Source organism: Guptibacillus hwajinpoensis (assembly GCF_005144865.1).
Classification (GTDB): Bacteria; Bacillota; Bacilli; order Bacillales; family Guptibacillaceae; genus Guptibacillus; species Guptibacillus hwajinpoensis_A.
This window is the reverse complement of record NZ_SWFM01000001.1, coordinates 330,444-342,671: the sequence shown is the minus strand read 5'-3', so window position 1 is coordinate 342,671 and position 12,228 is coordinate 330,444. Positions and strand designations below refer to the sequence as shown.

12 protein-coding genes are annotated in these 12,228 nt (G+C 38.6%); 11 read left to right on the top strand and 1 reads right to left on the bottom strand.

What is annotated here, in order from left to right; all coding sequences use genetic code 11:
- Positions 1–14 precede the first annotated feature (14 nt).
- Positions 15–533: an acyl-CoA thioesterase gene (locus tag FBF83_RS01680; protein ID WP_136946451.1), complete on the top strand. Its 519-nt coding sequence runs from the start codon at positions 15–17 to the stop codon at positions 531–533.
- A 190-nt stretch (positions 534–723) separates the two neighbouring features.
- Here FBF83_RS01680 and FBF83_RS01675 read toward each other — a convergent pair whose 3' ends face one another.
- A complete protein-coding gene (locus tag FBF83_RS01675) occupies positions 724–993 on the bottom strand; it encodes a DUF2524 family protein (RefSeq protein ID WP_136945414.1) in 270 nt (89 codons plus the stop codon).
- A 129-nt stretch (positions 994–1,122) separates the two neighbouring features.
- Between FBF83_RS01675 and FBF83_RS01670 the strand changes: the two genes are divergently transcribed.
- From FBF83_RS01670 to FBF83_RS01625, 10 genes are all read left to right on the top strand, one after another.
- Positions 1,123–1,983: a S1 RNA-binding domain-containing protein gene (locus FBF83_RS01670; RefSeq protein ID WP_136945413.1), complete on the top strand. Its 861-nt coding sequence runs from the start codon at positions 1,123–1,125 to the stop codon at positions 1,981–1,983.
- Between the two features lie 81 nt (positions 1,984–2,064).
- Positions 2,065–2,322, top strand: a complete 258-nt coding sequence (locus FBF83_RS01665) for a YhdB family protein (RefSeq protein WP_048309652.1) — start codon at positions 2,065–2,067, stop codon at positions 2,320–2,322.
- Positions 2,323–2,419: 97 nt separating this feature from the next.
- The gene (locus FBF83_RS01660) at positions 2,420–3,430 is read left to right on the top strand and encodes a glycoside hydrolase family 15 protein (protein ID WP_136945412.1); all 1,011 of its coding nucleotides are present in this window, start codon (positions 2,420–2,422) and stop codon (positions 3,428–3,430) included.
- 197 nt (positions 3,431–3,627) lie between these two features.
- Positions 3,628–5,535, top strand: coding sequence for a 1,4-alpha-glucan branching protein GlgB (gene glgB / locus FBF83_RS01655; RefSeq protein ID WP_136945411.1), 1,908 nt, complete (start codon positions 3,628–3,630; stop codon positions 5,533–5,535).
- Positions 5,528–6,667 (top strand): glucose-1-phosphate adenylyltransferase, encoded by a 1,140-nt coding sequence (locus FBF83_RS01650; protein WP_136945410.1) that lies wholly within the window; start codon positions 5,528–5,530, stop codon positions 6,665–6,667. The genes glgB and FBF83_RS01650 overlap by 8 nt, the downstream gene beginning before the upstream one ends.
- A gap of 17 nt (positions 6,668–6,684) precedes the next feature.
- Positions 6,685–7,791, top strand: coding sequence for a glucose-1-phosphate adenylyltransferase subunit GlgD (gene glgD, locus FBF83_RS01645; protein ID WP_136945409.1), 1,107 nt, complete (start codon positions 6,685–6,687; stop codon positions 7,789–7,791).
- 15 nt (positions 7,792–7,806) lie between these two features.
- A complete protein-coding gene (glgA, locus tag FBF83_RS01640; RefSeq protein WP_136945408.1) occupies positions 7,807–9,240 on the top strand; it encodes a glycogen synthase GlgA in 1,434 nt (477 codons plus the stop codon).
- Positions 9,241–9,337: 97 nt separating this feature from the next.
- Positions 9,338–10,369 (top strand): EAL domain-containing protein, encoded by a 1,032-nt coding sequence (locus FBF83_RS01635; protein ID WP_136945407.1) that lies wholly within the window; start codon positions 9,338–9,340, stop codon positions 10,367–10,369.
- A 93-nt stretch (positions 10,370–10,462) separates the two neighbouring features.
- Entirely contained in the window at positions 10,463–11,566 is a 1,104-nt protein-coding gene (gene ytvI / locus FBF83_RS01630) for a sporulation integral membrane protein YtvI (protein WP_136945406.1), read from the top strand.
- A 15-nt stretch (positions 11,567–11,581) separates the two neighbouring features.
- Positions 11,582–12,175, top strand: a complete 594-nt coding sequence (locus FBF83_RS01625; RefSeq protein WP_136945405.1) for a lytic transglycosylase domain-containing protein — start codon at positions 11,582–11,584, stop codon at positions 12,173–12,175.
- Positions 12,176–12,228: the final 53 nt, after the last annotated feature.

Below are 12,228 nucleotides of genomic sequence, written 5' to 3'. Positions count from 1 at the left end.
AGAGTGAAGAAACCATGTCAGACACAGCTTTACCAAAAAAATTAATCCGAGCTTCTAGAACAACTAAATCAAGCTTTGTGTTACCATCTGATACGAATACTCATGGCACCTTGTTCGGAGGTAAGCTCATGGCTTACATTGACGACATTGCTGCCATAACTGCATCGAAGCACGCTCGATCAGCTGTTGTTACTGCTTCAGCCGATTCCATTGATTTTCTTAGTCCGATAAGAGAAGGGGAAGTCGTGAGTCTTGAATCGTATGTGAGTTGGACACACAATACGTCAATGGAAGTATTCGTAAAAATCTTTGCAGAAAACGTGTTAACAGGAAAAAAGAAAGTTTGCGCGACATCATTTCTAACGTTTGTTGCATTGGATGAAAACAGCAAGCCAGCAAAAGTACCTGAAGCTATTCCAGAAACAAAAGAAGAAAAGTATGTCCACGACGGTGGGTTTGATCGAATGAAGGCAAGAAAAGCGAGAAGAAAAAATTCTGAGAAGATGGCGAGCGAGTTCGGATCTTTTTCTTAGGGGATTTTCTAAAAGGTTGTTGATTTTGAAAGAATTTTTATATAAAAAACCACACTTAGGTAATTGGAGCGGAAGGAGGCTCACCGCCTGCCTTGCGGAAAGCGAGCACCCTGGAGCGGAAATTAACCCACTTTTAAAGCACCAATGTATACGAAAAGAGCAAAAAAAAAAGATCTGCTAACAGCAGATCTCATGTGTCGAATCCTAATATAAAATCATTTTGACAATCCTGAATTTGCTGTTGTGCTCTTGATAAAGCATCACGCTGTTCAGGATTTGCACTATGAATCATTTTATCAAGCTCTACAGACATGCGTTCAAGCAGCTGCTGAGTTTCAGTGTATCCTTTATCTGTTACTGCTGGTTGCTGTTTTGTAGCAAGCTGTAGCTGTTCATCAGCATATTCAACAAGTTCATGTGCGTTTTTTAACATTTCTTCGACTTTACGGTAAGTAGACATCGTTCACGACTCCTTTTCGATTTGTGTCGATGTTAGTATTTACAGGATAAAAACTTTTATGATAAATGATAAAATACGAGCGTATGAAGTGATATACTAAGACGAGAAAAAAGAAAGGCGTGAATCAAGTTGGCAAGTGAATTACAAGCAGGAGAAATTACACAATTACGCGTAGCGCGTATGCAGGAATACGGCTACTTCTTAACGAATGGTTATGAAGATGTAATGCTTCACAAAAGAGAAGCTAAAAATAAATATGAAGAAAATGATGAGGTAGAAGTATTTTTGTATCATGATCATCAGGGCAGACTTTCTGCAACAGAAACGATGCCAACTGTAACACTGGACTCTTTTTCCATTCTTAAAGTGGTAGAAGTAAAGCACAGTCTTGGTGTCTTTGTAGATATTGGAATTCAAAAGGACATGCTTCTTTCAAAAGACGATCTTCCTTACGACTGGGCAACATGGCCAGCGATTGGTGATGAGTTGTATTGCGGATTAAAGCTTGACAAAAAGCAGCGTCTTTTTGCCGATTTAAGCAAATTTGAAGAAATTCAAGAGCTTTCAATCGTTGCCCCAGCTGAATCCAAAAATACGGAAGTTGAGGGACTCGTCTTCAGATTTTTAGATGAAGGTGTTTCGATTTTAACAAGTGAAGGTTACCTTGCATATCTTCATAAAGATGAGATGAAAGAGCAGGTAAGACTTGGACAGCGACTGTCGATGAGAATAACGTTTGTTAGAGAAGATGGTCGAGTAAATGTTTCAACACGACCACTTGTTAAAGAAGCAAGACTTGAGGACTCTGATCGCCTTCTAGCGTACATGAGGGAACGTGATAATCAGATGCCATTTACAGATAAGAGTGATCCTGAAGCCATTAAAAAAGAATTTAACATTAGTAAAGCTGCGTTCAAGCGCGCGATGGGGAAGTTATTAAAGGAAAAGAAAGTAGAACAGAAAGACGGCTTTACCATCCTTAAATCATAATATGACTGTTATCTTTTTCTTCGTGTAAGCGGAGCTGCCATGTAGATACTATAGGTAAGCTCCTAGAAAGGGGGCAAGTCATTGGACATTACTGACTATGACAAAGCTCTTTATTACACTCACCACTGCGCATGTATTGATTTAAGCGTATTGATGATGAAAACCCAAGATGATATTCTGTCAAAGCGAATTGAAACCTTCGTTTACGCGTTTATACGCGAAACGGAATTCCTTAAAGTTAAAGAAGCCAGAGATCAGCTTCTTTCGTATATTGATTACGTGTATCGAATGGAGCCAGAAACTGGTGAAGTTGCTGCGATTAATCAGACTTTAGACTGACCTTTTTTCCTGGGTTAGTCTTTTTCGTACAATAAAAAGGTTTAAAATTGTCGAAAAGGGTATAATTGTAGTAAAAAATAAGGAGCAGGTGAGGAATATGAATCAACATAAGCTGCACAGTGTACTTGAAAGCATGCGACTACCTAATGGCGCATATGTTGCAAGTACTTCAGATGACTACGATTACGTATGGATCAGGGATGTATGCTATGCAGTGATGCCATATTTAAATTCAAAATGTACAAGGTACGAAAAAGCTTATCATGCGTTGCTCTCATTACTTAGAAAATATGAGTGGAAGTTAGATATCCATACAGAACAAAAACCACAATATCTTCACGAATACATCCACGCAAGATACACGAAAAATCTTGAAGAAATACCCGTAGAGTGGGGTCATGCCCAAAATGATGCGATTGGCATTATGCTTTACGGAATAGGACAGGGAATTCTAAACGGTAAACCAGTCTTAAGAGATAAAGTCGACCTTAGAATTGTTCAAAAACTTGTTGATTATTTAGAATGTCTTAAGTACTGGGAAAGTCCTGATAACGGCATGTGGGAAGAGAATGTTGAAGTTCATGCTTCAAGCGTCGGGGCATGTGTAGCTGGATTAAAGGCAGTTAATACACTTGTTGATGTTCCTGCCTACATGATTCAAAAAGGCGAAGAGGCTTTGAATAAGCTCCTTCCATGTGAAAGTGAGACAAAAGAAACCGACTTATCGCTATTATCCTTAATTTATCCTTTAAATGTTGTAACAAGACAACAAGCAATCCAAATTCTTAATCGTGTAACTGGTCGCCTTGAACGTAAACGGGGTATTATCCGATATGAGAACGATCAGTACTATAATGAAGGTAGCGAAGCAGAATGGTGTTTTGGATTTCCTTGGTTAGGATTGTGTTATGAACAAATTGGTGAACTTGATAAAATGAATGAGTACTGGTCGAAGACAATGAGTATAACGCCTGAGAGTGGAAAAATTCCAGAACTGTATATTGGTGGAACAGATATTCCGAATAAAAACACTCCACTTGCATGGTCGATCTCTATGGCTTACCAACTTCAGGAAAGAATGAATGAAATGCAAGAAAATGTATCATAATTGGACATAAAGGTCTGCGCAAAATAGCGCAGGCCCTTTTTTTTATGAAAATAATTTCGAAATTTGACGAAAAATCATTTTTCTTTCGACAAATTATTTTTTAAAAGGAAACACCGCATCGTTTGTCGAATCTGTAAGATGTAAAGGATTTCTAAGGCGGAATCCCTATACTTTTATTTTGAAAGCGAGGTGTCGCAATGACTGTAATGATGCCGACAGATTACGATCGGTATTTATTTCATCAGGGAAATTTATTTCAGGCGTATCGTTCCATGGGAGCGCATTTAAGGGCGGAGAATGGACGATATGGAGTACGCTTTACAGTCTGGGCTCCTCACGCAGCAGCCGTATCAGTAACTGGGAATTTTAATCACTGGGATCAAACTTCTCATAGGATGACGAAAATTGAAGAATCAGGTCTATGGTCATTATTCATTGAAGACCTTACTGAGAACGAGCTTTATAAGTACGCAGTAGAAACAAGTAGTGGAGAGGTTTTAATGAAATCTGATCCATACGCGTTCTATTCTGAATTAAAGCCGAAAACCGCGTCTATTGTTAAAAAAGTAGACGAATACGATTGGCAAGATTCAAAATGGATGAACAAACGACAGAAAACGGAACCGTATCATGGTCCGCTTTCCATTTATGAAGTTCATCCAGGTTCGTGGAAGAGGAAAGAGGATGGGTCGTATTATTCATACAGTGATCTAACAAATGAATTAATCCCATATGTAAAAGAACACGGCTATACACATATCGAACTTATGCCTATTATGGAGCACCCGTTTGACAGATCGTGGGGATATCAGCTCACAGGATATTTTTCGGTCACAAGTCGATTTGGTGAACCACAAGACTTGAAAGCATTTATTGATCGCTGCCACCAAGAAGATATCGGAGTTATTCTAGATTGGGTTCCTGCACACTTCTGTAAAGACGCACATGGTCTAGGTCAGTTTGATGGTGGACCTGTTTTTGAACCTTCAGATCCCGCAAGAGCTGAACGCCTTAATTGGGGCACTTATAATTTTGATTATAGCAAGCCAGAAGTTGTAAGCTTTCTTATATCAAATGCTGTTTTCTGGTTTGATTATTACCATATTGATGGCCTACGAATTGATGCCGTTTCTCAAATGTTACTTTATCATCATGATGATGGTAGCGGCGTTGATGTAGGAGAAAATATAGCTGCTAAAGAATTTCTACAGAAATTGAACCGAACAATTTTTGAGAAATTCCCTAATGTCTTAATGATGGCAGAAGAGTCAACTGATTATCCTCTTGTTAGCGCCCCGATTCATGAAGGCGGTCTGGGATTCAATTATAAATGGAACATGGGATGGATGAACGATGTTCTAAAATACATGGAACTTCATATGGACGACCGGAAACATCATCATAATTTGCTAACGTTCTCGTTTTTTTATGCGTTCTCAGAGAATTATCTTCTTCCTTTATCACATGATGAAGTTGTTCACGGGAAGAAGTCGCTTCTTAATAAAATGCCAGGAGATTATTGGCAGAAATTTGCTAATCTTCGAACGTTATTCGGCTATATGATGGCTCATCCAGGCAAGAAACTGCTATTCATGGGTGGAGAATTCGGTCAATTTGATGAATGGAAAGATTTATCTGAACTTGATTGGATGTTATTTGATTATGAAATGCACAAAAAAATGAATGCCTATGTGAAGGACTTGAATCATTTCTATTTAGAGTCAAGAGCCATGTGGCGAATTGATCATGAACAAGAAGGATTTGAATGGATTGATGCAAATGACAATTCTCAATCCGTACTCACATTTATGAGAAAAGGAAAAGCAAAAGGTGATTGCGATATTGCAGTAATCAACTTTTCTCCTAATGTTTATTACGATTATCGTATTGGTGTCCCTTCAACAGGTGCATATATAGAAATGTTTACTAGCGATCAAGAAAAGTATGGTGGATCAGGCCAGCTGAACGCAGAGACGCTTAAGAGTGAGAAACAGCCCTATCATAATCAACCGCATAGCCTGATGTTAAAAGTTCCACCACTTGGTATTGTGATTCTCGGCAAAAAAAATAAAAGCAACCTTGAAAGGAGAAGTCGCTATGTCTAAAAAACGCTGTGTTGCAATGCTACTTGCAGGGGGGCAGGGAACGAGATTAGGAAAGTTGACCACACGTCTCGCAAAGCCTGCTGTCCCATTTGGAGGGAAGTACCGAATTATTGATTTCACCCTTAGTAATTGTAGTAACTCTGGTATTGATACGGTTGGCGTTCTAACACAATATCAGCCTTACATATTGAATTCTTATATTGGAATTGGAAGTTCGTGGGACCTTGATCGTAAAAATGGAGGCGTATCAGTACTACCTCCTTATCTAGGTCAAAAGGGTGGAGAATGGTATAGAGGTACTGCCAATGCCATTTACCAGAATATGTATTATATCAAACAATATGATCCAGAATATGTGCTCGTTATTTCTGGAGATCACATTTATAAAATGGATTATTCTGAAATGCTTGATTACCACGAAGAACGTGGTGCTGATGCGACAATCGCCGTGTTGGAAGTGCCTTGGCATGAGGCTAGTCGATTTGGCATCATGAACACAGATGATGAAGATCGAATTGTTGAGTTTCAAGAGAAGCCAGCTGAACCTAAAACAAACCTTGCATCAATGGGTATATATATTTTCAACTGGAAAGCTCTTGAGAAATATTTAACAGAAGATGAACAAAATCCAGAATCCTCGAATGACTTTGGAAAAGACATTATTCCTGCCATGATTGAAGATGAAAAGAATGTCTTTGCCTACTCATATAACGGATACTGGAAAGACGTTGGAACATTACAAAGCTTGTGGGAAGCCAATATGGACTTATTGGATGATGATCCCTCTCTAATTCTAAACGATCCTGCATGGAAGATTTATTCTGTTAACCCGAACCAACCACCACAATATATTGCGCCACAGGCGAAAGTTACGCGTTCACTTGTGAATGAGGGGTGTGTTGTTTATGGAGATATTTATAGATCCGTTCTATTCTACGGAGTCCACGTAGGACTCGGAAGTACAATTAAAAACTCCATCATTATGCCAAATGTAAAAATTGGTGCAAATGTAACGATTGAAAATGCAATCGTTGAGAGCGGTACAATCGTGGAAGATGGTATGACACTTGGTTCCAATGATGGTTCCATTTCATTGATTGCTGATGGCGAAATTGTTTCGGTACCAAAATAGGATAGGAGGATGAATCGATGAAAAAAGTAGTAGGAGTAATTAATCTAGTCGACGAAAAAAACAACTTGAGTGAGTTAACAAATCATCGGAGCTTTGCCTCTGTTCCTTTTGCAGGTCGGTATCGTTTAATTGATTTTTCGTTATCGAATATGACCAATGCAAGTATTAATACTGTAGCAGTGTTTACACGTGAAAAATATCGTTCCCTTTTTGATCACCTTGGTTCTGGTAGAGAGTGGGATCTAGATCGTCACAGAGGAGGTCTGTTCTTTCAACCACCTGCTGACGATGAGAGAAAAAGTGATGGAGACATTAGTTCTTTCTACGAAAATCTTTCTTACTTTAAGAGGAGCCTTTCTGATTATGTGCTTGTTACAAATGGTCAGCTTGTCTGGAATGTAGATTTTGATCAAGTCATTCAAGAACATGAAGCACAAAATGCTGACATAACTGTTGTCTATAAGCCTTGTGATGACCCTTATACAAGCGGTAGAAATTATAATGTTCTATACACTAATGATGATGAACGTGTTGATCGTCTAAACCTAGATGTTGAGGCATTGCCAGGAGATAATGTGTATTTAAATACATTTTTAATGAATTCTTCCCTGCTTATCTCCCTTGTGGAAGATAGTGTAAAAACAGGAAAATATGATTCAATTAATGAAGCCATTGCAGGTAGTCTGGACCGTTACCATGTTCATGCCTATCATTTTGGAGGATATGTTACTTTTATTGATAACATCGAAAGTTATTATCGCTATAGCATGGAGATGCTCGATCCAAATGTGACACAAGAACTTTTCTACAATAAAGGGCCGATCTATACGAAGGTTAAACATGAGTCGCCTGCAAAGTATCTTGAAAGCTCAAATGTTTCAAACTCCCTTGTTGCAAATGGATGTATTATTTCAGGTACAGTAGAAAATAGCATTCTATTCAGAGGTATTCGAGTTGGTAAAGGGGCAGTTATTCGTAATAGCATTATCATGCAAAAATGTGAAATTGGTGAAGGTGCGATTATTGAGAACGTTATTCTAGATAAAGACGTTTCCGTTTCGCCTGGTGAGACAGTTAGGTCAGAAGATCAGCCTCGAGTCATTGCCAAATCCACGGTTATCTAGTAGGAGGAACTTGAAATGAATGTTTTATTTGCAGCATCTGAAGGCCACCCATTTATTAAAACTGGGGGCCTTGGGGATGTAATAGGAGCGCTACCAAGAGCTCTTAAGAAACAGGGAGTAAACGTATCCGTTATATTGCCTAAATATCAAGATATGAACGAAACATTTAAAAGTCAACTTAAGCTTAAGGATACAATTACAGTATCTGTAGGATGGCGTCATAAATACTGTGGAATTGAAATGCTGAAACACGACGGCATAACGTATTATTTTATTGATAATGAGTATTACTTTAAGCGAAGTGGGAGCTATGGGTACTACGATGATGGTGAACGATTCTCATTCTTCTGTAAAGCCGTATTAGAAGCTATTCCTTATCTTGATGAGCAGCCTGATATCCTTCATTGTCACGATTGGCAAACTGGTATGATTCCGGTATTAAAGAAAGCACATTACCGTAATCATCCAACTTATGAGTCGATGAAGGTTGTCTATACCATTCATAATTTGCGTTACCAGGGCGTTTTCCCGAAATCAATTTTACATGACCTTCTCGATTTAAGTGAGCTTCATTTCAACAATGAAGGCGTTGAGTTTCATGGTAATGTCAGCTTCATGAAGGGTGGGCTAGTGTACTCGGATTACATTTCAACGGTAAGTCCTTCATATGCTGATGAAATTAAGCTACCTTATTTTGGAGAGTACCTAGATGGAATAATGCGCAAAAGGGAGCAAGATTTTGTCGGCATTATAAACGGTATTGACACAGAACTGTATGATCCTGCATCTGATGATGCGCTTCCTTTTAAATATCAGGCTACTCAGCAGCTGTTGAAAGAGAAAAACAAAACAGATTTGCAGAAGAAGCTCGGTCTACAGGTTGGGGAAGGAATTCCTGTCTTGTCTATGATTACACGTTTAGTTGAACAAAAAGGGATTGATCTATTCTTCCGCGTGCTACCACAGATCATGGAAGAGAATATTCAAGTTGTTGTACTTGGTACTGGCGATGAACATTACGAGCATATGCTTCGTGAAGCGGAGGCTCGTTACCCTGGAAGATTTTCAGCTAATATATATTTTGATGATGGTTTTGCTCGCCAACTTTATGCTGCTTCTGATCTCTTTCTCATGCCGTCCCAGTTTGAACCGTGTGGACTTAGTCAGCTTATTGCACTTCGATACGGAAGTTTGCCAATCGTTCGTGAAACAGGTGGATTAAAGGATACAGTTGTTCCTTTTAATAAGTACACGGGTGAAGGGCATGGTTTCAGTTTCGCCAACTATAATGCGCATGAGATGTTAGATACGATTAAGCTTGCTCTCAATCTTTATCATCATGACGAAACAACATGGCATAAGTTAGTTTCAAGAGCAATGCATCTGGACTACTCGTGGGAAGCGTCATCTGAAGAATACCTTAATTTGTATGAAAATCTATTAAAATAAATAGGAACTTGTCCGATAAAAAAAGCAGGGGATAAATCCTCTGCTTTTTTATGACTTTAAAGATTGAACTATAGTAAAGGTAAGGAGAAGATTATGAATGCTTGCTTGCTCTAAATGCAATGCGATTCCACAAATATTACTTGAGGGGTACTTAGAAGTCTACACACCAGCTCCTCAATTAGTTGAAAGCTTAAGAGAAATCTTTAATTTGGAATCGGCAAATCCTATTGTGGTTTCTTATGATAATGAACATGAACTTAAAGAACTTTGTGAGCTGATTAATAATTCCTTTAATAAGGCAGCTAAAGAAATGTTTTATTGCTCAACACTAACAGAGCCTGGAATAAAGGGAGCAACAGCCATAACCTTTCCTCACTTTTATTCCCGTGTGCAACGACCAGATTACATAGAAATTATGAACGGCTCATTGTTTACTAACCATATGCAGCCTATTATTAAGCTAGAGGATAATGAAATAACCGGTTATGAATTTCTAATGCGTCCAATAAAACAAGATTACCCTTTTCAACCATATGAATTGTTTCAAATGGCAAGAGAGTCTGGTCTCCAATCATTTCTAGATAGTGCTACTAGAATTTCTTCTATTCGAGTAAGTGCAGAAACCCTTCCTAGAGGGGTTAAGCGATTTATTAACTTTTTGCCGTCTTCTATCTACGATCCAACCCATTGTCTCAGGACAACGTTCAAGGCAGTTGAAAAATATGAGGTGGACCCAAATGATCTTGTGTTTGAAGTAGTAGAGACAGAGAAAATAAATGAAATCGACCATTTGAAAAACATCTTTAATACATATAAAGCTGAAGGAATGAAAATGGCGCTGGATGATGTTGGAACAGGATTCGCAACTCAGGAGATGCTCCTTGAATTAAAGCCGGATTTCGCCAAAATTGATCGCAGTGTGATTTCTTTTTGTGATCAGGATATCGTTAAGCAGTCTAAACTATCTGAATTGGTTTCAATTGCTGAAGCAGAGGGGATTACACTTCTTGCAGAGGGGATTGAGCGAAAAGAAGAAGCTCAATTCTGCCAGGATGTTGGAATGACTTATGGACAGGGGTATTATTTTGGACGACCAGCAGAGCAACCAATTTCAAGGATTAAGGTATAATCTTAAAGGAAGGGAATTCCCTTCTTTTTTGTTATGGAAATTTAGCTTTAAAACCGATATGCTTACGACAGATGAATTTAGTGAGGTGACAACGTGTTAACTTTTTATAGACGGTATGCGAGAACGGCATTTGATATCGGCCTTATCGTATTAACCGTGTTTCTTATCATGCTCGTATCGAGTTTCTTATTTGATATTGCCGCTCCTATTCTTGTAGGCTATGTCATCTTCTTAATTATTGAGCCTTTTGCTCGATTCTTAAATCGAAGAGGGCTTGGAAAAACGGCAGCTACAACAATTTCAACACTTTTATTTGTTTTAGTCGTGGTCAGCGTTGTATTTCTTGCTGGAGCGATATTTGTTCTACAATTACAGAATTTAATTGCATTGATTCCTGGTTACGTTGCTACATTTCAAGAACAGGTAATGAGCTACGTTCAATGGGGCCAGCTTCAGTTAAACGCGCTTCCACCAGATGTTCTTCAAAAAGCACAGGATTTCTCTCTAACATTAGTAGAGAAGGCTTCGATCATGCTAACTTCATTTTTGAATAGTGTGTTTGCTTTTGTTACATCGATTCCAACCCTTGTGATCAATTTCATCATCGGAATCGTCTTAGCCTATTTCTTAAGTATTGAAATTGATATGTGGAAGCGTATTGCAGAGAAACGTACGCCGAATACTTTTAAAACCGCTTATTATTTTCTGAAAGAGAACGTACTTAGTGGGATTGCTTCCTATTTAAAAGCTCAGCTTAAACTAATCACGATAACCTTCGTACTAGTTCTTTGCGGTTTATGGATATTACGAGTAGATAATGCATTTACACTTGCGCTTTTATCAGCATTTTTTGATGTTCTGCCACTGCTTGGTGTTTCTGCTATTTTCGTACCATGGGCTATTTATCTATTTGCAGTTGGCCATTCATCACTTGCTATATCATTGTTGATTTTGCTTGCAGTCGTGATGCTAGTTAGACAAATAATGGAGCCGAAAATAACAGGAGATTCGCTTGGCGTATCAGCATTTACGATTCTATCATTTATGATTATATCTCTTTCTCTGTTTGGTATTGCAGGTGTTGTACTATCACCAATTTTACTCATTTTAATTAAAGCTCTTTATAATCATGGCTATCTAAGTAAGTGGATTCATCTTCCGAGTGAAGAATTTCAAGATCGGAACGACCGCAGCTAGGAAGGAAGTAATAATTTGAAACGACCAAGTGTAGCAATTCTAGTTACAGTCATCATAAGCGTAGTATGTGGGGTTCTTTTACAGAAGAACCCTGCTGCTTTTCCCACTCCATTGAAAAAGTCACATGTTCCAGAAGAGTATATGGATCTCTACAGAGAGGCTGCTGAAGAATATGGGATGCAATGGGAACTACTTGCTGCTGTTCATCGTGTAGAAACAAAGTTTTCAACCATGTCAAAACTCGAAAGTCCAAAAGGTGCGATTGGACATTATCAGTTCATGCCACTCACATGGATAGGATGGAGCTACGGTGGCAGTAGGCTTGGTGAACTGGATAAAGATGATTTAGTTGATATAACGGATCCTAAACTGATCGATAAATATGGTGGTTATGGAAAAGATGGGAATGGTGATGGTAAAGCTGACCCATATAACCTAACAGATGCAGCTTATACAGCTGCAAGCTACCTTTCTGCAAATGGGGCTAGTGAAGGAAGAATTAAGAGTGCATTATTTGCGTACAACCAGAGTGATGAATATGTGGACGAGGTGCTTTCCTTTTATAATGAATACAGGAAAAACGCTACAGTGGTTAAGATTGAACAATGAATCACTGTAATGGTAGAGCGTAGTCACATATGATAAAATCACGAATAGAAGGG

Excerpts from the sequence above, each read along its gene's own strand:
- FBF83_RS01680 (WP_136946451.1), top strand. The coding sequence starts at position 15 with ATGTCAGACACAGCTTTACCAAAAAAATTAATCCGAGCTTCTAGAACA.
- FBF83_RS01675 (WP_136945414.1), bottom strand. The coding sequence starts at position 993 with ATGTCTACTTACCGTAAAGTCGAAGAAATGTTAAAAAACGCACATGAA.
- FBF83_RS01660 (WP_136945412.1), top strand. The coding sequence starts at position 2,420 with ATGAATCAACATAAGCTGCACAGTGTACTTGAAAGCATGCGACTACCT.
- glgB (WP_136945411.1), top strand. The coding sequence starts at position 3,628 with ATGACTGTAATGATGCCGACAGATTACGATCGGTATTTATTTCATCAG.
- FBF83_RS01650 (WP_136945410.1), top strand. The coding sequence starts at position 5,528 with ATGTCTAAAAAACGCTGTGTTGCAATGCTACTTGCAGGGGGGCAGGGA.
- glgD (WP_136945409.1), top strand. The coding sequence starts at position 6,685 with ATGAAAAAAGTAGTAGGAGTAATTAATCTAGTCGACGAAAAAAACAAC.
- glgA (WP_136945408.1), top strand. The coding sequence starts at position 7,807 with ATGAATGTTTTATTTGCAGCATCTGAAGGCCACCCATTTATTAAAACT.
- FBF83_RS01635 (WP_136945407.1), top strand. The coding sequence starts at position 9,338 with ATGCTTGCTTGCTCTAAATGCAATGCGATTCCACAAATATTACTTGAG.